A 25,257-nucleotide genomic window follows, 5' to 3' on the forward strand; every position below is an offset into this window, starting at 1 on the left:
GTGCGCAAATAGATTATATATAGGATGAATCAATGATTTTGCAAAGTATCCAAGGCTGGCCTGAAGAGAAGGAAGTTGGATAGTTCTGCAGAATGTCAGTCCACCCTGAAACCCCCTTACAGCAAGTTAGGATCAGAGTCACACATACAGAAACGCCGATTACTGATAGATTTTAATAATAAGAAATGGCTGCCTTGAAAATAAAGTGGATAAGCGATTAACGGCAGCTTTCGTTTCCATGGGGACGCTTTCCGGGCGGACCGGCCTCAGCTAATCCCTTCCTCCCCACGGTCGGCAGGGATGGATCTTCAGCTCGTCCTTTTTCGCCTCGGAGTCGCCCCATCTCCACTCCAGCTTAAGGTAAAAAGACAGAGCAGCATCTGCCTTCTAATAAAGAAAACCCCTTCTTGAACATAATTGATTCCACCTGTATAGAGGGGAAGTTCCATTTCCTGCAGAAGTCCATTTTCATGCCTCATGGTGCATGATTTCTGCATGAGTGTCTCTGTTAAAGCTCCGTGTTGTTTTTGGAGTGCCTGCGGCTCCTTTTTCTTCGCCTGCCGCGGAGAAAGCCTTCAGCTCTCCCTCCCTGTCGTCCGGGAGGATCTTCCTGCTTTCTTTTTCCGCTGGCGTCCTGAAAAATCACCGTGGCATTTGCTTCTACCTTGGCACCTTCTTGATTCAACCAGCGGGGTTTCTGTATTGGAAAATCAAAACGAAGCGGAAACCGGCGGACGCCAGTGGAAGAAGGAGATTGGAAGATCCCGCAGGGCAAAGCCCGAGGAAGCTGGAAAGCTCCTCCACGGCAGGCCTGCCGAGTTGAAGCGAAGTTTTCTTATATATATCAATAACAGATTTGGCTCTTACGCATATAAAGGGAATCGTACCTGCTCTTTATCATTTAATGGTTTAAAAGCCGCAGTAACAGACATAAGCAGTTTGAATAATTAGTTTATTTTAGAATTATTGGAAAATATAGTTTAATTCCACCAAGTTTGCGTAAGAGCCACAGATTTTAACAAAGCTTAAGAAATAAATAGAGCGCTTACAATTATCTGTCTTATTTGCTTTCAACGCATAGGAGGTTATTGCAAACTATGGTATATTATACGTATCAACGCGGAAAGTGGGGATGGCTGTGAAACACCGGAAAACCTTTCATTCAATTGAACATACCGGTAAAGAAAACAGGAAATTTACTATCGCTGGCCCGATCTCAACTGAGGCAATTGAACAGGCTGAATTCGATGAAGGCCTCAAAGCTTTCAGGAATCCGGATAAACAAAAAGAAGCACTCATTAACGTTTCTAAATTAGAGGAAAGCCGGATTATTGCGGCTACTGAAGGAAACAAAATTGTCGGTTATGCTGTTTACCTTTACCCCGACGAGATGGAAAGATGGTCCCAGTACAATTATGAGAACCTCATCGAACTTGGGGCCATCGAAGTATCCAAAGATTACAGAGGCCACGCCCTGGCAAAGCATATTCTTCAGGTAACGATGATGGATCCGGCTGTTGAAGATTATATTATTATTACAACAGAATATTACTGGCACTGGGATTTAAGAGGAACTGGATTGTCGATCTGGGAATACAGGGATATAATGGAAAAAGTCATGAATTCCGGCGGGCTTATCTGGTACGCAACAGATGATCCCGAAATATGCTCCCACCCGGCTAACTGTCTGATGGCTCGTGTCGGCAGCCGTGTTCCTAACGATTCTGTTCATGAATTCGACCGCGTCCGCTTCCAGAACCGCTATATGATTTAATCCCTAAGGAAACCGAGGTGTGAAAATATGCGCGTAGAAGAAGTTATGCAGAAGAATATCATTCCTATTGATCCATCAGATACAGTCCAAAATGCGATGAAGTTAATGAACGGAAACAGAGTCCGCCACCTCCCGGTTCTTGATCCTCAGACAAGTGAACTCATCGGGATTGTTTCCAATCGAGACCTCCGGGAACTGGATAATGACAAAACCATTCAGAGTGTAATGATAGATAATGTACATACCGCCTTCCCAGGAGATTTTGTAGAGGAAGCTGCCTACATGATGCTTGAAAACCGGATACACTGCCTGCCGGTTGTTTCTAATACTGAAAAAGTTATCGGCATTCTGACTGACACGGATCTGCTGCAGACTCTCGTCCGTTTAACTGGGTCAGACCGGCCTTCCTCCAGAGTCGAGGTCGAGGTGCCGGATGAAAGCGGTCAGCTTGCTGCTGTCACTGCCACTGCAAAGCAGTATTCACTTAATATTCAAAGCATTTTTGTTATTCCTTCCGCACAGAATCGCATGCGCATCGTTATGCGTATCCAGACGATGAATCCGCAGGCCTTCGTAAAGGCTCTCAAACACCAAGGCTATGACATAATCTGGCCGGAAGAACCGGAGATGAAATAATGAAGGAAGAAGCTGCATTTATATTTTCAAAAGAACAGCTCGGCTATAAGTTCAATGAAGACCACCCTTTCAACCAGCGCCGCCTTTCTATGACTAATGACTTACTTTATAAATGCGGAGGATTGCGCGAAGAAGACATTATTCCAGCGCGAATGGCCACAGTCGACGAACTGCTGCTTGTTCATGATGAAGATTTCGTTTCAGCCGTCATAAGCGCCACAGACGGCCAGCAGAAATCGTCTTTCCGTACAAAGTATGGGATTGGGACGGAAGACACACCTGTCTTTCCAATGATGCATGATGCAGCTTCATGGCTCGTAGGCGGAACACTTCAAGCTGCCGACATGGTATTTCAGCATGGCTACAGTCATGCACTGAATCTTGGCGGAGGCCTCCATCACGGATTCAGAGGCAAAGCTTCAGGATTTTGCATCTATAATGACAGTTCCATTGCTATTGAGTATATACGCCGTAAATACGATGCGAGAGTATTATATGTGGATACCGATGCCCACCATGGAGACGGTGTACAATGGGCATTTTATGATGACCCTGATGTGTGTACCCTTTCCTTTCATGAAAGCGGACGGTTTCTTTTCCCAGGAACCGGACATGTTTCAGAACGGGGACATGGGGAAGGATATGGTACTGCTTTCAATATCCCATTCGAAGCATTTTCAGAAGATGATACAATGCTTGAATCATATGAAAAAGTAATGAGAAAAGTCGTGGAAACATTCAAACCGGATGTGATTCTTACACAGAATGGTGCGGATTCTCATTATTACGACCCTCTGACACATCTATGCGGCACGCTTCATTTTTTTCACGAGGTGCCCAGAATTGCTCACCAATTAGCACACGAATATTGTAATGGCCGATGGATTGCGGTCGGCGGCGGCGGATATGACATCTGGAGAGTCGTACCTCGTGCCTGGGCAAGCCTATGGCTTGAAATGAGCGGCCAGACACACCTTCGGGATTATCCTATTCCGAAAGATTGGCTCTCTAAATGGCAGGAAGAAGCTCCAGTGAAGCTCCCCCCGGATTGGAACGACCCAAAAGGACTGTACCCGCAGATCCCGCGGAAACAGGAAATTGATCAGAAGAACGCCCGTACCGTTAAACAGGCACTGAAATTTTTATAAAGGCTTTTTTCATCAGCTGAGGCCGGCCCGCCCGGAAAGCGTCCCCGTGGAAACGAAAGCGGACATTCATCGCTTAGCTGCTTTATCTTCAAGGCATCCTTCCATTAGCAGACAACTTGTATTTTCTGCAGATTTCTTTATCAGCTTCCCTATCCTTCTGGCTGCGATGACCGAAGGAAGTTTTCCGCTCCCGGCTGGAAGTGACAGCAGCGTCAGGCTCCAAATAAAAAAATCTCAGCTTTATTCAGAAAAAAACACAAAAAGACTGTCTCTTTGGAAATTTAGAGACAGTCTTTTTGTAAACTATATAAATTGAACAAATCAATGAGAAATGTTGTTTTTATCCCGGCATGTAAGAATATAAGCTCTTTCGGATCACAGACGACAGTGCAAATAGTTTGAAACAATTCTTTTTATTTCCGGGAATCTCTCGTCCGACTATTTATATTCCGCACTCTCTACGTATTTCTTTAGCGATGACGTTACGATAGCTGCTGATCGTTCTGCGGTCTCGTAGAGCCACTTTTGAAAAGAAACTGGTGCTTCTCCATTAGCTTTGTCGGAAATAGAACGGATAATAACAAATGGCACGTCATGCATCCATGCTATTTGGGCTACGGCGGCACCTTCCATTTCTACACAGTCGGCTCCAAATAAAGAGCGCAGTTTTTCAACTTCCGTCTTATCAGCGATGAACTGTTCCCCGCTCATTATTTTACCCTCAAACACGTTGATTCCTTCCAATTCCTCAGCAGCTTCTTTAACAATCGCCCTCCACTTTTCGTCCGCAAAGAAAAGAGAAGGACCGTTAAACATAGGAATGATACCTTTGGAAAAGCCGAGCGGGCTGGCATCAATATCATGATGCTGACAAACGTCGCTGATAACAACGTCACCAACTTCATAATCCGGATTCGCTGCTCCGGCAACACCTGTAAACAAGATAGCATCTACATTAAAATAATCAATTACTTTTTGAGCTGCTGCTGCTGCGTTGACCTTTCCCACTCCTGCTTTTGTCAGTACTATTTCACACGATCCAAAATTACCTGTAAAATAATGATTTTTAGCCAGTACATATTTTTCTTCGATCGTAAAAAGATGAGTAAAGTGAGCGATTTCTTCTTCCATAGCTCCAATAATTCCAACTTTCATCCTGTCAGCTCCTTCCTCATTGAACTGTTTTTGATACAAAAAAAGCTGTCCTCACCGCATAAGCGGGAGGGCAGTTTTTTTTCATTCGTTTACTACTCCGCAGAATTCAGTCTATTCTTCCTCCCCGAAAGAAGTCGACTGTCTGTATTCCATTCTATGAGGGAGAACTACAGCATTTTCCTCCACTTGTTCTTTATTCATAAGTTTTGTCAGCAGACGCATGGATACTGCACCGATATCGTACATTGGCTGAACAACCGTGGAGAGCGTTGGACGCACCATCATCGCCAGGCGGGTATTATCAAATCCGATGATTTCAAAATCATCCGGAATTTTGAACCCTGCATCCTGAGCTCCATGAATAAGGCCAAGGGCCATTTCATCAGTTGATGCAAATAATGCCGTTGGTCTGTTTTCAAGTTTTAAAAACTGCTCCATAGCCTCAAGGCCGGAATCATGTGTATAATCTCCGATAACGACCAGATTGTCATCCAGTTCGATGTCCGCTTCCTGCAGAGCCCGCTTATAGCCGGCAAACTTCTGATAGCCGTTAATAGGGTCTTCAAGCGTTCCGCTCAGCATCCCTATCCGTGTATGACCCTGACGGATAATGGCGGAAACGGCGTCGAAGGCAGCCTGATTATAATCGATATTAACAGATGGGAATTCTTTTTTCTCATCGATCGTAGCGGAAAGCACGATAGGTACCGGGGATTTTTTAAATGTTTCCTCATGTTCCTTCGTAATTTCTCCACCCATGAATACGATTCCGTCGACCTGCTTTTCCAGAAGCGTATTAATTAAGTGAATCTCTTTTTCTTTGTTTTGATCAGAATTGCTTAAAATAATATTATATTTATACATTGTAGCTATATCTTCAATTCCTCTTGCCAATTCCGAAAAGAAAATACTGGAAATATCGGGAATGATAACTCCGACAGTTGTTGTTTTTTTACTTGCGAGCCCCCTTGCCACCGCATTAGGACGGTATCCAAGCTCGTCTATCGCTTCTACCACACGTTTTCGGGTAGTCGGTTTCACGTTTGGATTACCGTTCACCACGCGGGACACAGTGGCCATTGATACACCGGCTTCCCGGGCTACATCATAAATTGTTACGTTCATTTATTCTTTCCTCCTTACACTCTATCCAATGAATGGTTTTCATGTTTTCATAATCTCTTTTCATCATACGACACTTTTCCCTGCCACGCAAACGATTTCCGGATGAAAAAGCCCGTGAGAGCCGCTTCTTTCATATTTTTTTATTCTGTTTCAACAAATATTCAGCTTGTAATAAAAGCTCTTCAGTCTAGAGGGAATTTATGCTTTTCATAATGGCTTTTCACTCTTCTGAATAAATTGTCGCGCTCCCTGGTGATGGTTTTCTATGAAAGTCGAAAACAATAAAATGTCTTCATGACGAATTGTCATGAAGACATTTTAAACACTGTTGTTCTACTCTGCTTCCGGTTCTCCAAAGCGAAATCGTTCCGGAGATTTTCCTGTTCAAATTACTTGGCAGTAACCTGTCCTCTTTTGTAGAGTCCGGATTCTGTCAGCTTTGTCAGGAATTCTTCAAATTGTGGAATGTCCATCTGCTGTGCGGAATCAGACAGCGCTACCGCTGGATCAGGGTGAACTTCCGTCATGACCCCGTCTGCTCCAACAGCAAGTGCTGCTTTAGCTGTAGGAAGAAGCAGATCCCGTCGTCCAGTGGAATGCGTCACGTCTACTAATACCGGCAGGTGCGTTTCCTGTTTAAGGATAGGTACCGCAGAAATGTCCAATGTGTTGCGTGTTGCAGTTTCATATGTGCGGATGCCACGCTCACAAAGAATGATCTGACCGTTCCCCTGTGAATTAATGTACTCAGCGGCATTTATCAATTCTTTGATTGTTGCCGACAATCCACGCTTCAACAGAATTGGTTTATTTGTTTTACCTGCTGCTTTGAGCAGTTCAAAGTTCTGCATGTTTCTGGCACCGATCTGGATAACATCGAGGTATTCCTCTGCTTTTTCCATATCATGAGGCGTTACAATTTCACTGATGACCGCTAAATCGTGTTTTTCTGATACTTTCTTAAGAATGCGCAGGCCTTCTTCTCCGAGTCCCTGGAAATCATATGGAGATGTCCGCGGTTTAAATGCACCGCCCCGCATCAGCTTAATTCCCTGTTTTTTAAGAGCTGCCGCTACTTCATCGACCTGTTCAAAGCTTTCTACGGAACAAGGACCTGCAATAATCCTCTGCTCTCCGTCTCCTATTTTTTCGCCGCGTACTTCTACGATCGTATCTTCCTGCTTACGTTTACGGGAAACGAGCAGTGCTTTGCTGTGATCGTCTTCCTGAAGTTCGAGGCTGGCTTTGAAGATTTCTTTAAAAATATGCTGTACTGTAGACGTTTCAAACGGTCCTTCGTTTTTAGCAGCAATAGCATCAAGCATTTTGCGCTCTCTTACTGGATCGAACCTGTTGAGTCCCTGGGAAGCTTTTACCCGCCCAACTTCCTGAGCCAGTTCCGCCCTTTTAGAAATGAGGTCTATCAGTTGATCATTTACCTCATCCAGCTGTTTTCTCAGTTCTTCCAGTTGTTCGTTACTCATTTATAAAAACTCCTCTCTATGCTGTGAAGCAATTGCTTGCTCTCGGTTAATGCCCATTATAAACGATAAGTTCATGCTTGTCAGCCCTTTTTCTTTAATTCTTAAACGCTTTTAAGCATTAAAGCGGTACAATGCTTCTAAAATGCCTGCACTGAAGGGGTTTCGGTCTAAAAACTTTTTTATTAAGGCGCTGGTAAAGTTAAATGTTGAATTTGTTGATTTAAGATGAGTGTGCCAGCCGCAGAGAATTATACAGATTCTACAGGGTCCGCAACAATCTACGCATCTTTGCGCAGACGTCCCGAAAAACAGCCTTGGCTTTCAGGTAATAACCTTTCAAACATTTCTCTGAATCAATTTCATAAATCGCTGTAAGAAAGGGATTTCCCAACATGGTGAATGATTTCCACTTCAGACAGACGCTTTCCGCGGGGCTCGTCTTCAACTAATTTTTCCAGTGCTTTACACTCGAAGAATGGATTTTCAGACTTCGCTTTATCCCGCCGGAACCACCGTCTGCCGTTTCAATCAACCTATTTTATATACGAATATTCCGATTATAAATTGATAAAATGTTCGTTAAAATAACTTGAAAAGTATATTTTGAAATTGATTCCTCTATAAACAGCAGACCCTTTTTTTATCCTTCACAAAGAGCGACTCGAAAATTGGCAGAATTTCTATAATGACCTCACTCTTAAATATCGCAGGTTTCAATCCTGTTTGTCCAACGATTAAGCTTACAAATGATTATTCGCTGCACTTTTCTGTTTTTCTTTACAGCTACCTTGAAAATAATGTAGATAAGCGTTTAACGGACGCTTTCGTTTCCAAGGGGACGCTTTCCGGGCGGGCCGGCCTCAGCTAATCCCTTCCCCCCTGCGGTCGGGAGGGATGGATCTTCAGCTCGTCCTTGATCGCCCTGGAGTCGCCCCATGTCCACTACAGCTTACGGCAAAAAGACAGAGCAGGATCTTCCTTCTAATAAAGAGAACCCTTCCTTGAACATCATTGGTGCCGCCTGTATAGGGGGGAAGTTCCATTCCTTAAGAAGGACATTTTCATGCCTCATGGTGCAAGACTTTTGGATGAGTGTCTCTGTTAAAGTCTTGCGCAGATAAATGTATAAACTCCGCTTCTGCCTGTTGAGAAAGAGATTTCCGGCCGGGCTGCCTCCCGACATAAACGAAAGCGGCTGTTTACAGAAGTTAAAATAAACTGTAAATTTAAACCTTTAAAGCCAAAAAAAGCCGTTAACGAAAATATTAAATTCGTTAACGGCTTTTTAAATTAAAGACTATCTGCTGCCTTATCGAGATTTTCTTTTGTGATTCTCCAGTGGGAATCGTGCCATTTCACCTGTTTATTATTAATTAAAAATGCCTGGGGAGATTCATGTTTTATATCGAAATGATCGGCTGCGTCATTTGAACCTTCGCGAAGCTCCTGTACATTCAGATAATAAACGGGGATATTCTCCCTGGATTCGTCAAATGAGTTCGTTTCTCCAAACGCTTCCGAACTGACCGGGCAGGTGGTGCTGTTTTTAAACAGCAGGTACGGCTTCTCCTGCTGGTAAAGCTTGTGCAGTTCTTCTACACTTTCCAGTTTAATCATTCCTATCCGCTCCATCTGGTCGTTTTCTTTCTCTTTCTTCTACCTCTTTAATAAGCTGTTCCACCGATTTCTGCAGATCTTCCACTTCCTGTCTGACTGAAACTGCGATTTCCTCCGAAAGACTGTCGAAATCATCGACAAGATAATCAGCAGAGTCTGTCAGTTTCTGCATGTTTTTTCGGAGTGAAAGCGTCAGCCGGCTTATTTTCTGGCGGAGGGTCACTGTACTTTCTTTCGCACTTTCAGCTACATTTCCGCTTTTTTCTACAGCCTGATTGGTCCACTCACTCGTTTTATCTTTCACAGAGCGCGTCTGCTCGTTCAGATCGTCACGCAGTTCCCTTCCTGACTTGGGGGTTAATAAGAAAGCTGTCGATGCACCTGCACAGACACCTACGAGTACACCGATAAAAAAATCTTTGCTGTTGATTCCATTTTCTTCACTCATGGCAGATGACCTCCTTATCTATCGCTGTTCTGCTTCTTTTTTAGCTTTCCATTTTGACCACATAACAAGAGCTGCGTTACCCCACTGTACCGCTTTTGCAACTGATTCTGACTGCTCGTCTGCTTTACGGGACACAGAGTCGGAAACGCGCTTTACAGAATGGTTCATATTTTGAAAAGTAACCCCAAGCTCCTGTGCTGCTTCAAATACCGAATTTAATGAATCTGACTTGCTCTGCAGATCATCAGCAAGGGCATTGGTTTTATGTAGCAGAGAGTTTGACTCCTTCGTGATGCCGTCTACCTGACCCTGAAGATCTTCAACGGTTTTGGAAACACTGTCCATCGTTTTCTTTAATGCCTGGAGTGTGATTATAATAAAGATCACAAGCAGCAGGACAGCTAAAGCAACGACAGCTGCACTTACATATAAAAGCCATTCCATGTTTAATTCCTCCTTTTAATATTAAATTATTAGTGCTTCTTTCATTGAACAGGATTCTGGACATTTTGTCAAAATCCTGCCTTTTTAACTCAATACTGGTATTTTACCCTTTACACAGGTAGAATAAAAGCGAATCTGATACATAATAGAAGGAGTGTTGTTTTGTGAGGGATCCACGTTTAAATGACCTGGCCGAAAACCTGATTCGCTACTCGACTGATCTGCAGGCGGGTGAAAAGATTTTAATTGAAAATTTCGGCCTTGAACAGGAGCTTGTAAAAGCCCTGGTTGAAAAAAGCTACGAAGCAGGAGGTATACCTTTTGTTTCCCTAAAAGATCACGGGATAAACCGTTCATTGCTGATGAGTGCCAATGAGGAACAGCAGAACCTGACAGCTGATTTTGAAGCTGCTGTGATGAAACAGATGGATGCCTATATCGGTCTGCGGGCCGGTAGCAATATCAGCGAGCTGTCGGACGTACCTGCTGATAAAATGAGTCTGCACCAGCAGACAGTCGGCACAGTCGTCCACCGTAAAATCCGCGTTCCAAATACGAAATGGGTCGTCCTGCGCTACCCTTCCGCTTCCATGGCGCAGCTGGCAGGAATGAGTACGGAAGCTTTCGAAAATTTCTATTTCAACGTATGCAATCTGGACTACGCGAATATGGACGAAGCAATGAATGCACTCGTAAAACGGATGAACGAAACAGACGAGGTGCGTATTACAGGGGAGAATACCGACTTAACGTTTTCTATAAAAAACATCCCCGCGATCAAGTGCGCTGGTAAATTAAATATTCCTGATGGAGAAGTTTATACTGCTCCGGTCAAAGACTCTATTAACGGGATGATTACCTACAATACAGCTTCCCCCTATCAGGGAACGACATTCGAAAATATTTCTTTCACCTTTAAAGACGGAAAAATTATCTCTGCTTCCTCCAGTGACAATAAAAAAATCAATGAAATTCTTGATACTGATGAAGGGGCACGATTTATTGGTGAATTTGCAATCGGAGTAAATCCGCACATCCAGCATCCGATGCAGGATATCCTTTTTGATGAAAAAATTGATGGAAGTTTTCATTTCACTCCCGGACAGGCATATGAAAACGCCTATAATGGGAACGATTCTGCTGTTCACTGGGACATCGTAAATATTCAGCGTCCGGAATACGGGGGAGGCAATATTTATTTTGACGGTGAACTCATCCGTGAAAACGGCCGTTTTGTTACAGACGACCTTAAAGGATTAAATCCGGAAAACCTCGTTTAAGAACCTTCATAATGATTTCGAAACTTAAAAATGCCTTCATGATACTCGTCATGAAGGCATTTTTGAATGAAGGCAGTCAGCTGAACTTCTTAATACAGATTATCCCATTTTTCAAAGTTTTTTCCGTTTCCACGATGCCGGCTGCTATTTAATTGATGACTCATAGGCCGACTGGAATTTCTGTACATCTCCTGCTCCCATAAACAGCATGACGCTGTCCGTGTGCTTACTGAGAACAGATATGCTGTCTTCTGTTATAAGCTCAGCTCCATCAATCTTCTTTTGAAGATCTTCAATAGAGAGACCTTCTCCTTTTTCTCTTGCTGATGAAAAGATGTCACATAAATAAACTTTGTCCGCCTCTTGAAGGGTGGACGCGAATTCATCCATAAAGGCTTCTGTTCTTGAAAAAGTATGCGGCTGAAAAATAGCCACTACTTCACGATCCGTGTATTTCTTTTTGGCAGATTCAACCGTCGCACGAATTTCTGTTGGGTGATGAGCATAATCATCAATGAGCGTCTGAGTACCGATATGCTTTTCAGAAAAACGGCGTTTTACTCCTTCAAACGTTTTCAGCTGGTTAGTCAAAGCTTCCCGTTCAATGTTTTCGTAATGACAAACAGCAATCACAGACAGGGCATTAAGTACGTGATGTGTTCCATAGCCGGGAATCGTAAACCGACCGTATAGTTCACTGCGGATGTAACAGTCAAAATGGGTTCCGTCTTCATCTGTTTGAATATCTTTCGCCTGAAAATCATTTTCATCAGAAAGACCGTAATAAATCACCGGTACATTTGCTTTAATATGTGGAAGATACGAATCATCTCCACAGGCAATGATTGCTTTTTTAACCTGATTGGCCATCGATTGAAACGCATCAAATACGTCCTCAACGTCCTTAAAATAATCAGGATGGTCAAAATCAATATTCGTCATGATCGCATAATCAGGATGATAGTACAAAAAGTGACGACGGTATTCACAAGCTTCAAAAGCAAAATATTCACTGTTCTCCTGACCGCGTCCTGTCCCGTCTCCAATAAGGTAGGACGTCGGCCGGGCCGCCGTTAAGACATGGGAAAGCAGACCGGTCGTAGACGTTTTCCCATGGGAGCCGGTTACCGCTATACTCGTGAACTGCTGAATGAACTCTCCGAGAAAATCAGGATACGAATGAACTTTCATTTTCTTTCTTTTCGCTTCTTTTACTTCCGAATTGGAATCATTGTAGGCCGGGGATGCGATAAGCGTCTGGCCTTCTTTAATATTTTCTGCCTGAAAAGGAAGAATGGGAATCCCCTTTTTTTCGAGCGGGTTCTGGGTGAAAAAGCGTTTTTCAACGTCTGATCCCTGCACCTCTGCATTCATGTCACTCAATATCTGAGCCAGGGCACTCATGCCCGACCCTTTTATACCGATGAAATGATAATTTGTCATTTCTATGTGCCTCCGAATATCTGTAGGTTAATTTATTGTTTTAACGTGTTTATCCTTTTCATTATAGCAAAACACCTCTTTCTACGCTACGCATCCTCAGAAGAATGATAGCGTAAAAAAGAAATTCCGGTTTCTTTCAAAAAACGATGATAATTCTTTTTTCCTTCCTGCCTTTTTTTCTCGAGCAGGGCATTTACGTTTGCCTCTTCATCCATAGGTATCCTGATCACTGGACCTATCAGCGTATGCAGGAAACCTACAGCTGTAATTCTCGCAAAAATCAGATCGCCCGGCCTGGTTTTCGGTGGAATCCCAAGAGGATGTGCTTCCAGCTGTTTACCAGAAATATCTTCAACTACGAGCGTTGTTTCTCGATTTTCCTTTACCCGGTAAGGCGCAAGGTACATCAGCATCAATAGGCCGGCTGTCTCCGTCATTTGCTTGGACATTTCCTCTTTTTTCGCACGTACAAAGAGATCAAACGGCCGCGAGCCGATAACGGTAATATAATCGAAAAGCAGCCAGTGCTCAAAATGTATTTCTTCTTCTGAAGTTAATTTTCTTTCTCCATCGATCCCGCATAAATCCCGGAACATTGCTTTTGCTCTTACTTTTTCACGCAAATTCATTTCAAACTGAATATAATAAAACAGCTTTTCATAAAGCGCCTCTGCTTCCTGCCAGTACATTTTCTGTCTATTTTTCTTCACCTGGGAAAAATCAATTAAAAAAGAAGCTTTCCTTCCTTTCAATTGTAGCCCCCCTTTCTATTCTTTATTTAACAGCGAAAAGGATGACAATGATGCTGACGAAAGCACATCATGCCACCCTTTATCTGCTTCAAGCTTTACTGTGAGTCAACTCAATTTTTTTCAATCTTGGATTTTCTCTGAAGCGACGGCCTTCTTTTGCGTGCGGCTCTCCATTTAAAAGAACATTATCTCCTGTAAATCCTATATGTACTTTAAGAAGACTGCTTCCTACGCCGTACATATCAACGGGTACTCCATCTTTTTCGTAGCTCGTAATCCGCTCTGCATCGAATCCGCCGGAAACGACAATTTTCACATGATTGAATCCTTCCTCATCCAGTGCTTCGCGGAGGGCAAAAATCAGCTTCGGGTTAACACCACGCGGATCGAAACTTCCAAGTATATCGGGATTTCTCGTAAAAAATCTGTCAACCATGTTATTCGATGTATCAAGACGGACTCCGCTTAATTCCATTCCAAATTCCCGCGCCACTTTGAGAGAATCCTGTATGACATCGTTATTATAATCAACCAGCGTCATCAGCTCGTCTTCAGGAAAGGTTTCCTTATAGGCTTTCGTCGCCTGCACAAGGTCGCCCTTAAATAATTGAATGAGCGCATGAGGCATTGTACCAATCCCTTTTTTGCCCCACCATTCATTCATCGCGTGGGTAGCCTGTGCTTTGGAACCGCCTATAAAGGCAGAGTAACCGTCGCCTGCCTGCATTGTAAAATGATCATCTCTATCACCCATAAAAATAACCGGCTTTTTTACTCCGGAAGTTTTTGCCGCCTTTACTACTTCATAAACGTTTGTCGCTACGGAAGTACGGCGGGCCAGAATCCCATCAATAACACCTTCCAAAAAACCAAAATGCTGATAGGGCCCCGTGATCGTAAGGACCGTTTCAAACGGTTCAATCTTATCTCCGTCTTCAAGTGAGTGGATTTCCAGCTCATCCGGCTGAACCGCAAACTCCTGCAGAAGGGCGATCGCTTCGTCCGTTCCGCAAAGGACAGCATTACTTTTCTGAAAAAACTGCATCGTGACGATATTATCCGGCACCAGTTCTTCTGCAATCTTTTTGGTTTTCAGGAAATAGACTGCCGAGAACCATCCATCACCGACACGCTCGTCGAATTTAAACGTTTTGTTCGTCAATCGACTAATTTTCCCTTGCAGTTTTAGTGATATTTCTTTCATGAACCATAATCTCCTTATAATCCCTGTAAAGTATTAATGGTGCAGGGTTTCTTTTCCGAATTCTGCAATAACGGCTTCCATTATTTCCATTACATCTTTTTCGTTCACGTTTTCTACTCCATTGCGCAGAACAACGTGCTTTGTCCGCTCCATATCTGTCAGTAAGTGTAACCAATCCGGAGATACATGTTGAACTAAATGACCCAAAGATATTTGATGCATCTTACATCCCTCCCTGGATTTGTTCAATTTTTGTAAGAACAAAAGAGCTCAAGGCTCCAGGTCCCCGATCACGGCTTCCTTCAGCTAAAACAAAAAGAGCGTACGCAGAACCAATTGTACAGAAAAATAATAGGACTGTGTAGTCTTTCCCCTACTATACCCTTAAAGGGTATGAAAAATCCAGAAATTTACGTTGCACTGTCGACATTTGTATAAACGTCCCGCGGTTTGCTTCCTTTTGCAGGAGAAACAATTCCGTGCGCTTCGAGATCATCGATAATACGGGCTGCCCGATTATATCCAACTTGAAAATGCCGCTGCAGAAGAGAAGTTGACGCCGTCTGTTTTTCCATAACAAATTGAACTGCTTCATCAAATAATTCATCTTCCGGCGATGGAGCCGATGCAGCTGCTTCTTTCAGCTCCGCCGGATTAAACAGCGGTGCAGGTTTTTCAGCGAGACTGACGTGATCGATTACCCGGTCAATTTCATCATCCGTAACAAACGTTCCTTGTATTCGTGTCGGCTTCGGGCTGCTGTTCGGATGAAAAAGCATGTCTCCTCTGCCAAGCAGTCTCTCAGCTCCGCCACTGTCCAGAATTGTCCGTGAATCTGCCTGGGAAGATACTGAGAACGCAATTCGGGAAGGGATATTTGCTTTAATCAACCCGGTAATAACATCAACAGACGGACGCTGAGTGGCTACGAGCAGATGTATACCGCATGCTCGTGCCTTTTGGGCGATACGACAGATAGCATCTTCCACTTCCTGGGGGGCAACCATCATAAGATCAGCCAGTTCGTCTACGACGATAAGCAGCTTCGGCAGTTTTGTTTCCGCTTTTTTGTTGTACCTCTCCAAGTCGCGCGCTCCGGCATCTGCGAACAGCTGATATCTGCGCTCCATTTCCTCTACAGCCCAATTTAAGGCCGCTGTTGCTTCTTTCGTATCCGTAATCACTGGTGCAGCCAGATGAGGGACCCGGTTAAATGGTGCAAGCTCAACCATTTTAGGATCAATCAGCAGCATGCGTACTTCTTCCGGTGTTGATTTATACAATATACTCGTCAACATGGAATTGACACATACACTCTTTCCTGAACCTGTCGTCCCGGCTATCAGTCCGTGCGGCATGGAAGTGATATCCGTAACAATGGCTTCTCCGCTGATATCCACGCCAAGAGCAACGGTCAGAGACGAGGAAGCGTCACGGAAGTTCTTATCTCTTAATACAGCCCGGAGCATGACCGGAGTCGGGGAAGGGTTCGGAACTTCTATTCCTACGGTGGTCTTCCCGGGAATTGGAGCTTCAATTCTAATTTCTGTAGCTGCAAGACTCCGCTTTAAATCATCCGTCAGCTGGACAATTTTATTGATTTTCACTCCAGGCTCGGGCTGGATCTCAAACCTCGTAACAGAGGGGCCGGAAGTGTAAGTCACCACTTCGGCCTGGACACGGAAATAGGAAAGTGTTTCATCCAGTTTTGCGGACATTCCTCTTGCCCATTCATCCTGTTTGTTGTCTATCTGCGGAGGTATATCAAGCAGGTTCAAGTCAGGAAAGGTATAGCCGGACTGCTGTTTTCTCGCAGCTTTTTTGAATCTTGCGCGGTCCGCTGGGGTCATCATGACATTAAACGGTTTCTGAGTATGTTCTTTTTCTGAAGCAGGCTTCTTTTTTTCCGGAATAGGAGCGGGCCGGTTTTTATCGGCTTTTACGCCCCCGCTGCGTTTTTTCGGCTGTAGTTTCTGAGGCTTCCGGCTGCTCGGTTCCGGTTTTATGGGAGCTGTTTTTTCAGGAGGGGCTTCTTCTGTTTCAGCCTCCTCTTCAGGCACCGTCATTCCAGTAGAACCCGCTTTCAAATTTCCTTCTTTTTCCTTTTCCTCTTTTGCAGGAAAGGTTTCTTCCTCCCTTTCCACGACTTCGACTTCTTCCACAGGAGCAGCAGATCGATCCTCCTGCCGGCCGGGGAGAGTTTCCGGTTCCTCCTGCCTGTGGACATCTGTTTTCAGTTCCGGCTTAATTTCCTCTTCTTCACGAAGAAATTCCCTTTCTAAAGCTTCTGTTTTTTCTTTCTCAGTTTCTCTTCTGGCATCAGCAAGACCGGCTGCGTACTTTTCACGCCGCTCCCGTTCCAGTTTCATTCCTAATGTAGGAGATGGCACTTCCTGGGCCCGGAACGGACCCGGCCCGTACGCGGAAGGACGTTTCATTTGGACTGTTGGAACCGTTTCACTCTTTTCATGAGCAGCTTTCCGCCCCGCTTTATTTCCTCTCTGTGAAGAAACAGAAGGAACAGCTGCTTTCCTCTGCACTGGGTACTTCTGCTTTTCTACATGCTGAGGATAGTAATGCCGCATTCTCACTTCTTCCATCTCGGGAGCAGAAGGAGCCGCTGACGGATGATATGCGGGTTTTATTTTTTTAGGCTTTTCTGCTTTTGTTTCCAGTTTTTCTGCCTTCTGAGGATTTTCTTTTATATCTTGAGGCTCATCATCTTCAGCAAAGAGCCAATGTTTTAATTTAGACCAGTAGTACTGATTCTTATTCACAGAACTTCACCTATCTTTACCATTATTCGAATATGCAAAAGGTGACATCAAGGCAGCTGTTTCAGCTTTCCCCGAGTCACCTTCCCCGTTACTTATCATACCTTATTTCAGAGGTGAAAATCATCCATCTTTTTTCGTATCCTTCGGTTTTTTCCGTGCGAGTACGAAAATCGGCTCCAATTCTCCTTTTTCATAAAGAAATGGAAGCGCTGTAAGGGGCATATGGCCTTCCGAAAAGAATTGGAATGTCATCTGTCCGAGTACATCATAGCCCGTCTCATTACGGAGGTCTGCGATAATCAGAACGTCGTGATGAGGTACGGCTACAGCCATATCTCCATGAATTTTTTCTTTCATATCATCAAGAAGCGTGTCATTCAGTATGCGGCTCGCTTCGAATCCGTCCCCTGCATGAAGAAAATAGAATTTGTTGCCGGCCACTTCATCTTCTTTAAATTCAGCAGGAAGCTTCCGCACATTAAATTTAGCTGCTTCCTTGATTTCTTCTGCTGTCTTCCCTGACTGATTAAGCATGTCACTGTCAATCAGCGAGTAGGAAGAGTCTTCGTCTACTGCATAAAAGATAGTTGTTTCTGCTGTATGCTCCTCGTGTAAAAGGTTTTTACCTTCCCCAAAATCCGGATTTCTCAGAACGGGATATATACTGGCTTCTTTCCCATTTAAATCTGCTTTTTCAACGAGAAGGCGCATGCCTTCTTTTATTGTAGCTACCGTATTTTCCAGGGCAGCATGTTTATTTTCTTCAAATTTGCTGCTTAAATTATCCAGCCGGATCGTAATTCCTTTATCGACGCGGTCATCAACAATACGAAGTGTATTTTTATCACGATCATAGGAAGTAATCCAGTTTTCATGCTGGAGCTGGCTTTCCAATTCACGCTTTATTTCCATAGGTTTCATTATATATTCCTCCATTCAGCCTTTCTCAAGTGTATCATGCAGTTCCCGTTCAAACCAATGCCCTGCTTAAGAAACAAAGCATTTTACCACCTGAATTAATTTCACAATAGAAGACCATCCGATAAATAATGAATAAGGTACATAACCTCCGTTTCAGAAGGACGCTTTACCGAAGGCTTGTCTTCAGCTGACCTCTGCTGGAAACTCTTCCGCAAAAGTGGATCTTCAGACTGCGCTTTATTCTCTGGGAGTCGCCGCCTTTCCCTGCGGTCATTTAAGAAGACGAATGTTATTATAGAATTTGTTATAAACATACGTATTTTTGCTCGGGAAAAACACTTCTGACATTGATTCACCTGTTTACATTTACGACTTTTCTATTTCCATATCTCCAAATTTGATCCATTCTTTACGCCGCATCCATTCTGATAGAAGAAGGCTCAACACTGCCGGAGCGGCTAAATGAAGAATGATAACACCGATAACTGTTTCTGTATTAATCCCCATCGTATTAAAAGTCATAATCTGACCGACAAAACCACTTGTGCCCATTCCTGCGCCTTCCGGATTATTTTCCATAAGAAAGACCATCGTAGCGAAAGGTCCCAGAATTGCCGCCGTAATGGTCGGCGGCAGCAGAATACGGGGATTTCTGACAACATTTGCTATCTGAAGCATGGATGTACCTAATCCCAGAGCGACAAGCCCTGCTCCCTTGTTTTCCCTGTAACTGCTGACAGCAAAACCAACCATCTGTGCCGTACAGCCTACAGTAGCAGCTCCCGCTGCCAGACCTTCAAGCTGTAGAATAATGGCGATAGCTGCGCTTGAGATAGGAGCTGTTAATGCAAGTCCCATCGTTACGGCAATTATGATTCCCATAATAAAAGGCTGCTGCTCTGTCGCCCAAATGATAAAGGCACCAAGCTGAGCAAGTGCTCCACTGATCGGGGGTCCAACAGTGTACGCGGCAAGTGCTCCTGCCACAATCGTAGTGAAGGGGGTAACAATAATATCGACCTTCGTTTCCTGAGACACTACTTTTCCTGCTTCAGTACTGAATACAGCAGCAAGAAAACTTCCTGCCGGGCCGGCCAGATCGTAACCAAGCGCCCCGCTGAATACCGCTGCAAACAGAACGAGGCGTGGAGCTTTCAGCCCATACGCAACAGCTACACCGATGGCGGGGCCGGCAAGCTCCATAGCTATGCCGCCAATATCCGCCAGCCATTGAAGCGGCAGTCCTGCCTGAACACCGGCATCCCCTGCTGTCTGCATAATTAAGCCGATAATCAAAGAAGAAAACAAGCCCAGCGCCATATAACTGAGAGCCTGAATTAAATATGTATTTACACCCGGACGAATGCCCTTTCTTTCAAAAAAAGCACGCAAGATGATTCCCCCCTAACAGATCCTTAACTGAGTAAATCCAGCGGAGATTTCCTCCAATGCCGGCACCGAAGTTTTTCCCTAATAATAAAGCTGTATATGTTGAAGTTCATAATTCGTTTCCGCTTCTGTAACAAGCCGCTTTCGTTGCCATGGAAACGAAAGCACCCGTTCATCGCTTATCTACTTTATTTTCAAGGCAGCCTAAAATAAATGGTCGACTTATAAAGGAAATTCGTATTAAAAATTGTCATCAATCAAAAGTACATCCCTATCGTACAGAAAAAGCCACATCGCCCTGTCCATCAGCGAAATGGCCTCTATCTTTCTGAAATTAAATTGTTAGCTTCCACTGACTGCACGATATCAAACATGAGTCTGGACTGATCGGTTATTTCATTTCTGTTCAGCACCGTAGTCATCGTGATACCTTCATATCCGACTTTGACTTCGTAAGTATCTTTTTCAAAAGGCGCAATAAGCAAAAAGCCTTCTTCGCCCTGCCTTACTTCTGCAAGCATCGGCGGCTCCTCGGCAGGTTGATCTTCAGTAACTTCGTTCTGCTCTTTATCGAGAAACAATGCGTAGACCTGATCGTCGTGCTCCATCCGGTACTGATTGTCATCCACCTTTTCAAATAAAGATGGCTCGGGCAGATAAAGACGCAGCCCTTGATAATCTGTGTTGGGCTCCTGCGGTTCCTGCTCCATCTTTTCCGCCAGTACCTGTTCTGCCTCGTCAACCACTTTTTCTTCGCTTATCCCGCATGCAGCCAGTAGAGAGAAAAATGAAATCGAAATCATATTCCATCCTGTCCGCCCCAAAAAGGATCACTCCTATCTTGTGTAATTCACTGAAATTATTCTACCACATTACTCGCAGCTCGTGTCGAAAAAAGTAGAAATTCCTTTTTCTGGGCATTTTCAACGTATCATTTGATTTTCCGCTTCCATTCTTTCATAGTATTGGATAAATCGACTATAAAAGGAGAGATACTTTATGCATTTAACCGTATACCTAGCTGGACAGATTCATGATGACTGGAGACAGAAGCTGAAAGAGCAGGCTTCAGAAAAACAGCTTCCCATTGATTTCGTAGGTCCTATGGAAAACCATGATCGGTCCGATAATATCGGGGAAGAAATTCTCGGTGAACAGCCCGGCCCCGTATTTAAGGATGACGCTGCCTCTCAGATGAATAACCTTCGTACCCGTGTGCTGATGAACAAATCGGATGTCGTCCTCGCCTTATTCGGCGAAAAATACAAACAATGGAACAGCGCAATGGATGCCGGCATGGCGCTTGCTCTTGACAAACCACTGATTCTCGTACGCCCTGAGCCGCTTCACCACCCATTAAAAGAACTTTCTCAGAAAGCCCAGGTGACTGTGGAAACAGCCGATCAGGCTCTGGAAGCACTTGCCTACATTTTTGATAAAGAGTAAGTGATCAGACAACCCTGGGCTGACATTTTGAAACTTCCTGCGCTTTCCGTATATTAACAAATGAAAAGCGGAGCTGTACCATAAGAATAAGGGCACAGTTTTGCATGGACAAAAGCCTGGTAGACAAATCCCCGTCTATCAGGCTTTTTAACACCTTCCCAGGCTCCGCGCGTGCTTCCTAGTCTGTCTCGATATACCTATTGAGACGCACTCGCTTTTAGAACAGATCTGCCAGGTGCCCGCGCCGACAGAATTTGCTCCCGGAACGACGTGGAAGCTGGAAACCTCCCCCACGGCAGGCCGAATCGAAGTGTCCTATGTTATCAACATCAAACTTTCTCCAGAAATAGGTGAATTTCTCGAATACGCGCTTATTCGCAGGATTACCATGCTTTAACAGCGATTTACTCAAAAATGGAATAAGCAATCGTCAGGGCAAAAACGATTAAAAGCAGACCCAGGCTCCGTTCAATTGTCCGGCTGTATTTGATATAAACCATCCGGCAAGTTCTTTGAGAAATGCCGATGGCAAAGAGCATATAAAAACCAGCTACGAGTGTTAAAATAACAGCACCGTAAAGCCAGTTGATGAGCATCGGAACATCTCCTTCCACAAGCTGGGAAAAAACGCTGAGAAAAAACAAGATAGAATTAGGATTAAAGAAGTTACAGATAAATCCTTTATTAAAGCTGGTTTTTGCATGAAGATCCTTGGAAGCGGCAAGCGTATTTATCTTATACCCTGCCGCAGAAGTACTTTTCACCGCTTTATATCCTAAATAAATTAAGTAGGAGGAGCCCGCTGCCCGAATTACATCAAGCAGAAAAGGGACCTTTTCGATGACGAGACTGAATCCTGAAATACTTACTGATATGTGGATAATTACCGCTGTGGATACCCCCAGCGCCGTATAGATTCCATGCTTCCTTCCATACTGCAGGCTGTTTTTAATTAGCAGTACAAAATCAGGTCCCGGCAGAAATGCGGCTGCCAGACCGATAATAACAGCATCCAGTAGAAACATAACAACTTCCCCTTCCCATTGCTTTTCCTGTCATAAAATGACTATAATACAAGCATTAACACTAGTAAAACTCATATTTATCATGATTTAGATGAGTAATTCTCATAGAAAGAAGGGAAAGCTATGAGTATCCCTCAATTAGAGGTTTTTTTGCAGACTGTAGAACTTGGAAGCTTAACAAAAGCGGCGGAAAAACTGAATTATACGCAGTCCGGCATCAGCCATACGATCAAAACACTGGAAAAAAAGTATGAGACGACGCTTTTAATCAGAGACCGCTCGGGTGTCCGCCTGACTTCCGCCGGCCGGGAGCTGCTTCCCTACATTCAGGCCGCCTTCAGCAGCCACCGTCTCCTTGACGAAAAGGTGATGGAAATGAATCGGATGGAGTCCGGTCTTATAAGGGTAGGGACTTTTACAAGCGTTTCATCGCAGTGGCTTCCAGGAATCATTCAGAAATTTAAAGCAGCATATCCGAAAGTGCATTTTGAGCTCGTTCATGGAAACAATGAAGAAATCGAGCAGGCAATTATTTCCGGAAGGCTCGACTGCGGCTTTATCAAACTTCCTTCTACAGAAAAACTTCACACCACCTTTCTGCGAAGAGATCCTATGGTTGTTGTACTGGCTGAAGATCACCCGTTTTCCGATAAGAAGGCTTTCCCTGTGGAAGCGCTCGAGCACTTTCCCTATATTGAAATTAACGAAGGAATTGAAAACGAAATAACCCGCGTTTTTGCAGATCATCATATCCGCCCGGACGTACATTATGCGCAGAAAGACGATTATGCCGTTATCGCTATGGTGGAAAAAAACCTCGGTATCACACTTCTTCCCGAACTCGTCCTGAAAGATACTATCCGAAACGTCGTCTGCCGACAGTTAACCGTGCCGGCATACCGGGATATAGGGATTGCTTCCCCTTTTGAAAACTCTGCTTCCCGGTTAACGAACTCCTTCCTTAGCTGCACCCGGGAATGGGTGGAAAAAGAGTATGAAGAACGTCCAACTTAAAAAAATCCTGAGGGGAGACTGGAAAGCCGCCTTTTGAAAATGAAGACTGAGGCTGTCTCAAAGAGTAGATCGGGCCAGACTGGAAAGCACGCGCCGACCCGGACAAGATGTTAAAAGCCAGTTAGACGGAGTTTTGTCTAACTGGCTTTTGTCCACGCAAAGCCGTGCCCTATCCTTACTGTCCCCCGGATACATTCAGCCTGTAATAAATCTTTATGGCGCTTCTATTTCCAGCGACAAACGCACCATATCTCTGCATAATATGCCATTTTCAAAAATAGGTTCCGTGTAATGTTTCACGAAGAAGTCCCTGTCGACGCCTGTTATTCTAAAACCGCACTTTTGATAAAGAGCCAGCTGCCCTAAACTTGAGTTTCCGGTTCCGATTTCCAACGTTTTGTAACCCGCTTTTCCAGCTTCTTCTATAGCATTCATGACGAGCTTCCGCCCGATCCCACGACCCTGATAAATTTGTTTAACAGCAATGTTGACCAGTTCCACAGTCTCCGGCCTTGTTGGAAGCATTACATAAACTCCTACAACATGATCATCCTCTTCCGCTGTAAAACACCTGCCTTTGTGAACATACTTCTCCACTATTTCTCTGGACGGGTCAGCCGACAGCAGCAGCTCCATAGGAGGTGATTCGTCTTTACTAAGCTCCCGGATCTTCACAGCATGTCTCCCTTCCGCCCTCAAAATTCTTATGAGATACCGTTCTAAAAAAGGCCCTGCTAAAGTCGCCTTTAACAGAGACACTTATGCAGGATGGCTGCACAATGAGGCATGAAAATGGCCTTCTACAGGAATGGAATGCCCTCTATACAAGTCGAATGAAGGATAGGCAGAAGGGGGTTTCTTTATTAGAAGACCCATCCTGCTCCGTATTTTTACTGGGCGCTGGAGGGCACATGGGCGAATCCGGGGCGGTCAAGGACGGAATTAGCTGAGGCAGGCCAGCCCGGAAAGCGTCCCCATGGAAACGAAAGCGCACGTTCACCAATTTTCTACTTTATTTTCAAGGTAGCCTGGCTATCAGGGCTATACGTTTTCTCTTATCGTATTTAAAGTAGATGCGTCCGTTTCTTTGACGAGTTTTACAATCAGTTCTTTTGCCGCAGCGTAATCATCCACATGCATGATGGAAGCCGCTGTGTGGATATATCTGGAGCAGACACCGATTACCGCTGAAGGAACGCCGCTGTTCGATATATGAACTCTTCCGGCATCTGTCCCCCCCTGCGAGATGAAAAACTGATAAGGTATATTGTTCGTTTCCGCCGTGTCGAGAATGAATTCGCGCATTCCCCGGTGAGTGATCATCGTCCTGTCAAATATTCTCAGCAGCGCCCCTTTCCCTAGATGACCGAAGGCGTCTTTTCCGCCTGTAGCATCGTTTGCAGGACTCGCGTCAAGCGCGTAAAAAATATCCGGCTGAATCATGTTCGCAGCCGCCTGTGCCCCCCGAAGCCCTACTTCTTCCTGGACTGTAGCACCTGAATACAGCGTATTGGGAAGCTCTTCTCCCTGAATCTCTTTCATAAGTTCGATAGACAGTCCCACTCCGTAACGATTATCCCATGCTTTGGAGAGCAGTTTTTTTTCATTTGCCATTTTTTCCATCGGACATACGGGGACAACCTGCTGGCCGGGTTTAATTCCAATTCTTTCAGCATCCTCTTTATTATCGGCGCCAATATCAATATACATATTTTTAATTTCCATCGGTTTTTTCCTTTTTGCTTCATCAAGCAGATGGGGAGGTATTGAGCCGATAACTCCGGTAACCGGTCCATTTTCTGTCATAATGTGCAGCCTCTGGGCAAGAAGAACCTGGCTCCACCAGCCTCCAAGTGTCTGAAATCGGATAAGCCCTTTGTCGTTAATTGACGTGACCATAAATCCGACTTCATCCATATGACCTGCCACCATTACACGGGGTCCTTCCTCCGGCCCCTGTTTCACACCAAAAATTCCGCCGAGACGATCCTGTACTATTTCATCGCTGTATTTTTCCAGCTCTTTTTTCACATATTTTCGTACCTGATGTTCAAACCCCGGCGCTCCCGGAAGCTGAGTAAGTGTTTCAAACATGTTATATGTATCCTTATGCATACTCTCACCCTTCCATTCATTATGTATAATAGTTTATTTTACCGGATAACCTGGGTTGTT

At 44.4% G+C, this 25,257-nt stretch carries 25 protein-coding genes; 8 read left to right on the forward strand and 17 right to left on the reverse strand.

The genetic code is table 11. From position 1 onward, the window contains the following. Positions 1 to 1,138 precede the first annotated feature (1,138 nt). The 3 genes from FTX54_RS12940 to FTX54_RS12950 are packed head-to-tail and all read left to right on the forward strand — an operon-like array spanning position 1,139 to position 3,558. Positions 1,139 to 1,774: a GNAT family N-acetyltransferase gene (locus FTX54_RS12940; protein ID WP_281285275.1), complete on the forward strand. Its 636-nt coding sequence runs from the start codon at positions 1,139 to 1,141 to the stop codon at positions 1,772 to 1,774. Between the two features lie 27 nt (positions 1,775 to 1,801). Further along, positions 1,802 to 2,410, forward strand: coding sequence for a CBS and ACT domain-containing protein (locus FTX54_RS12945; protein ID WP_147805257.1), 609 nt, complete (start codon positions 1,802 to 1,804; stop codon positions 2,408 to 2,410). After that, complete coding sequence (locus FTX54_RS12950; RefSeq protein ID WP_147805256.1) at positions 2,410 to 3,558, forward strand: acetoin utilization protein AcuC; 1,149 nt, start codon at positions 2,410 to 2,412, stop codon at positions 3,556 to 3,558. The genes FTX54_RS12945 and FTX54_RS12950 overlap by 1 nt, the downstream gene beginning before the upstream one ends. A 438-nt stretch (positions 3,559 to 3,996) precedes the next feature. Here the strand turns inward: FTX54_RS12950 and FTX54_RS12955 are convergent, their stop codons facing one another. From FTX54_RS12955 to FTX54_RS12965, 3 genes are all read right to left on the reverse strand, one after another. Continuing rightward, positions 3,997 to 4,713 (reverse strand): 5'-methylthioadenosine/adenosylhomocysteine nucleosidase, encoded by a 717-nt coding sequence (locus FTX54_RS12955; protein WP_147805255.1) that lies wholly within the window; start codon positions 4,711 to 4,713, stop codon positions 3,997 to 3,999. 111 nt (positions 4,714 to 4,824) lie between these two features. After that, positions 4,825 to 5,838 (reverse strand): catabolite control protein A, encoded by a 1,014-nt coding sequence (gene ccpA, locus FTX54_RS12960; RefSeq protein WP_147805254.1) that lies wholly within the window; start codon positions 5,836 to 5,838, stop codon positions 4,825 to 4,827. A 389-nt stretch (positions 5,839 to 6,227) separates the two neighbouring features. Beyond that, complete coding sequence (locus tag FTX54_RS12965) at positions 6,228 to 7,322, reverse strand: bifunctional 3-deoxy-7-phosphoheptulonate synthase/chorismate mutase (RefSeq protein ID WP_147805253.1); 1,095 nt, start codon at positions 7,320 to 7,322, stop codon at positions 6,228 to 6,230. Between the two features lie 685 nt (positions 7,323 to 8,007). On the opposite strand from FTX54_RS12965, the gene FTX54_RS12970 reads away from it, so the two are divergent. Next, the gene (locus tag FTX54_RS12970; RefSeq protein ID WP_187254684.1) at positions 8,008 to 8,190 is read left to right on the forward strand and encodes a hypothetical protein; all 183 of its coding nucleotides are present in this window, start codon (positions 8,008 to 8,010) and stop codon (positions 8,188 to 8,190) included. Between the two features lie 422 nt (positions 8,191 to 8,612). Here the strand turns inward: FTX54_RS12970 and ytxJ are convergent, their stop codons facing one another. Genes ytxJ through FTX54_RS12985 form a run of 3 tightly spaced genes read right to left on the reverse strand, consistent with a single transcriptional unit; the run spans position 8,613 to position 9,831 of the window. Continuing rightward, positions 8,613 to 8,939: a bacillithiol system redox-active protein YtxJ gene (ytxJ, locus tag FTX54_RS12975; RefSeq protein WP_187254683.1), complete on the reverse strand. Its 327-nt coding sequence runs from the start codon at positions 8,937 to 8,939 to the stop codon at positions 8,613 to 8,615. Further along, positions 8,932 to 9,387, reverse strand: coding sequence for a YtxH domain-containing protein (locus tag FTX54_RS12980; protein ID WP_147805251.1), 456 nt, complete (start codon positions 9,385 to 9,387; stop codon positions 8,932 to 8,934). Before FTX54_RS12980 ends, ytxJ begins: the two co-directional genes overlap by 8 nt. A gap of 18 nt (positions 9,388 to 9,405) precedes the next feature. Then, positions 9,406 to 9,831 (reverse strand): DUF948 domain-containing protein, encoded by a 426-nt coding sequence (locus FTX54_RS12985; RefSeq protein WP_147805250.1) that lies wholly within the window; start codon positions 9,829 to 9,831, stop codon positions 9,406 to 9,408. Positions 9,832 to 9,995: 164 nt separating this feature from the next. On the opposite strand from FTX54_RS12985, the gene FTX54_RS12990 reads away from it, so the two are divergent. Next, positions 9,996 to 11,111: an aminopeptidase gene (locus FTX54_RS12990; RefSeq protein ID WP_147805249.1), complete on the forward strand. Its 1,116-nt coding sequence runs from the start codon at positions 9,996 to 9,998 to the stop codon at positions 11,109 to 11,111. A gap of 11 nt (positions 11,112 to 11,122) precedes the next feature. After that, a complete protein-coding gene (locus FTX54_RS12995; protein ID WP_338484853.1) occupies positions 11,123 to 11,263 on the forward strand; it encodes a hypothetical protein in 141 nt (46 codons plus the stop codon). On the opposite strand, the gene murC is transcribed toward FTX54_RS12995, so the two are convergent. From murC to FTX54_RS13035, 8 genes are all read right to left on the reverse strand, one after another. Next, positions 11,256 to 12,554, reverse strand: a complete 1,299-nt coding sequence (gene murC, locus FTX54_RS13000; protein WP_147805248.1) for a UDP-N-acetylmuramate--L-alanine ligase — start codon at positions 12,552 to 12,554, stop codon at positions 11,256 to 11,258. The genes FTX54_RS12995 and murC overlap by 8 nt on opposite strands. Before the next feature lie 86 nt (positions 12,555 to 12,640). Then, on the reverse strand, positions 12,641 to 13,306 hold the full coding sequence (locus FTX54_RS13005; protein WP_147805247.1) for a hypothetical protein: 666 nt from the start codon (positions 13,304 to 13,306) through the stop codon (positions 12,641 to 12,643). 88 nt (positions 13,307 to 13,394) lie between these two features. After that, a complete protein-coding gene (locus tag FTX54_RS13010) occupies positions 13,395 to 14,510 on the reverse strand; it encodes a nicotinate phosphoribosyltransferase (protein WP_147805246.1) in 1,116 nt (371 codons plus the stop codon). Between the two features lie 33 nt (positions 14,511 to 14,543). After that, entirely contained in the window at positions 14,544 to 14,732 is a 189-nt protein-coding gene (locus tag FTX54_RS13015; protein WP_147805245.1) for a hypothetical protein, read from the reverse strand. Between the two features lie 188 nt (positions 14,733 to 14,920). Then, on the reverse strand, positions 14,921 to 17,287 hold the full coding sequence (locus tag FTX54_RS13020; protein WP_281285274.1) for a DNA translocase FtsK: 2,367 nt from the start codon (positions 17,285 to 17,287) through the stop codon (positions 14,921 to 14,923). Positions 17,288 to 17,407: 120 nt separating this feature from the next. After that, complete coding sequence (locus tag FTX54_RS13025) at positions 17,408 to 18,208, reverse strand: DUF1444 family protein (RefSeq protein ID WP_147805244.1); 801 nt, start codon at positions 18,206 to 18,208, stop codon at positions 17,408 to 17,410. A 366-nt stretch (positions 18,209 to 18,574) separates the two neighbouring features. Further along, positions 18,575 to 19,600, reverse strand: coding sequence for a PTS transporter subunit IIC (locus FTX54_RS13030; protein WP_147805243.1), 1,026 nt, complete (start codon positions 19,598 to 19,600; stop codon positions 18,575 to 18,577). Between the two features lie 317 nt (positions 19,601 to 19,917). Further along, on the reverse strand, positions 19,918 to 20,421 hold the full coding sequence (locus FTX54_RS13035; RefSeq protein ID WP_147805242.1) for a hypothetical protein: 504 nt from the start codon (positions 20,419 to 20,421) through the stop codon (positions 19,918 to 19,920). Between the two features lie 175 nt (positions 20,422 to 20,596). On the opposite strand from FTX54_RS13035, the gene FTX54_RS13040 reads away from it, so the two are divergent. Beyond that, positions 20,597 to 21,043, forward strand: a complete 447-nt coding sequence (locus FTX54_RS13040; protein WP_147805241.1) for a YtoQ family protein — start codon at positions 20,597 to 20,599, stop codon at positions 21,041 to 21,043. 404 nt (positions 21,044 to 21,447) lie between these two features. On the opposite strand, the gene FTX54_RS13045 is transcribed toward FTX54_RS13040, so the two are convergent. Further along, on the reverse strand, positions 21,448 to 22,068 hold the full coding sequence (locus FTX54_RS13045) for a LysE family translocator (protein WP_147805240.1): 621 nt from the start codon (positions 22,066 to 22,068) through the stop codon (positions 21,448 to 21,450). 123 nt (positions 22,069 to 22,191) lie between these two features. Here FTX54_RS13045 and FTX54_RS13050 point away from each other — a divergent pair, with 123 nt between their 5' ends. Continuing rightward, positions 22,192 to 23,082, forward strand: a complete 891-nt coding sequence (locus FTX54_RS13050) for a LysR family transcriptional regulator (RefSeq protein WP_147805239.1) — start codon at positions 22,192 to 22,194, stop codon at positions 23,080 to 23,082. A gap of 213 nt (positions 23,083 to 23,295) precedes the next feature. On the opposite strand, the gene FTX54_RS13055 is transcribed toward FTX54_RS13050, so the two are convergent. Beyond that, on the reverse strand, positions 23,296 to 23,757 hold the full coding sequence (locus FTX54_RS13055) for a GNAT family N-acetyltransferase (RefSeq protein WP_246125723.1): 462 nt from the start codon (positions 23,755 to 23,757) through the stop codon (positions 23,296 to 23,298). 366 nt (positions 23,758 to 24,123) lie between these two features. Continuing rightward, complete coding sequence (locus tag FTX54_RS13060; RefSeq protein WP_147805309.1) at positions 24,124 to 25,197, reverse strand: M42 family metallopeptidase; 1,074 nt, start codon at positions 25,195 to 25,197, stop codon at positions 24,124 to 24,126. Positions 25,198 to 25,257 lie beyond the last annotated feature (60 nt).

It is taken from the genome of Alkalicoccus halolimnae, from assembly GCF_008014775.2.
GTDB lineage: Bacteria > Bacillota > Bacilli > Bacillales > Salisediminibacteriaceae > Alkalicoccus > Alkalicoccus halolimnae.

Coding starts and splice junctions, on each gene's coding strand:
- murC (WP_147805248.1), bottom strand. CDS start 12,554: ATGACAAATTATCATTTCATCGGTATAAAAGGGTCGGGCATGAGTGCC.
- FTX54_RS13050 (WP_147805239.1), top strand. CDS start 22,192: ATGAGTATCCCTCAATTAGAGGTTTTTTTGCAGACTGTAGAACTTGGA.
- FTX54_RS12980 (WP_147805251.1), bottom strand. CDS start 9,387: ATGAGTGAAGAAAATGGAATCAACAGCAAAGATTTTTTTATCGGTGTA.
- FTX54_RS13010 (WP_147805246.1), bottom strand. CDS start 14,510: ATGAAAGAAATATCACTAAAACTGCAAGGGAAAATTAGTCGATTGACG.
- FTX54_RS13045 (WP_147805240.1), bottom strand. CDS start 22,068: ATGTTTCTACTGGATGCTGTTATTATCGGTCTGGCAGCCGCATTTCTG.
- ccpA (WP_147805254.1), bottom strand. CDS start 5,838: ATGAACGTAACAATTTATGATGTAGCCCGGGAAGCCGGTGTATCAATG.
- FTX54_RS12995 (WP_338484853.1), top strand. CDS start 11,123: ATGATTTCGAAACTTAAAAATGCCTTCATGATACTCGTCATGAAGGCA.
- FTX54_RS13025 (WP_147805244.1), bottom strand. CDS start 18,208: ATGAAACCTATGGAAATAAAGCGTGAATTGGAAAGCCAGCTCCAGCAT.
- FTX54_RS13040 (WP_147805241.1), top strand. CDS start 20,597: ATGCATTTAACCGTATACCTAGCTGGACAGATTCATGATGACTGGAGA.
- FTX54_RS12970 (WP_187254684.1), top strand. CDS start 8,008: ATGACCTCACTCTTAAATATCGCAGGTTTCAATCCTGTTTGTCCAACG.
- FTX54_RS12955 (WP_147805255.1), bottom strand. CDS start 4,713: ATGAAAGTTGGAATTATTGGAGCTATGGAAGAAGAAATCGCTCACTTT.
- FTX54_RS12945 (WP_147805257.1), top strand. CDS start 1,802: ATGCGCGTAGAAGAAGTTATGCAGAAGAATATCATTCCTATTGATCCA.
- FTX54_RS13060 (WP_147805309.1), bottom strand. CDS start 25,197: ATGCATAAGGATACATATAACATGTTTGAAACACTTACTCAGCTTCCG.
- FTX54_RS12985 (WP_147805250.1), bottom strand. CDS start 9,831: ATGGAATGGCTTTTATATGTAAGTGCAGCTGTCGTTGCTTTAGCTGTC.
- FTX54_RS13015 (WP_147805245.1), bottom strand. CDS start 14,732: ATGCATCAAATATCTTTGGGTCATTTAGTTCAACATGTATCTCCGGAT.
- FTX54_RS12965 (WP_147805253.1), bottom strand. CDS start 7,322: ATGAGTAACGAACAACTGGAAGAACTGAGAAAACAGCTGGATGAGGTA.
- FTX54_RS12950 (WP_147805256.1), top strand. CDS start 2,410: ATGAAGGAAGAAGCTGCATTTATATTTTCAAAAGAACAGCTCGGCTAT.
- ytxJ (WP_187254683.1), bottom strand. CDS start 8,939: ATGATTAAACTGGAAAGTGTAGAAGAACTGCACAAGCTTTACCAGCAG.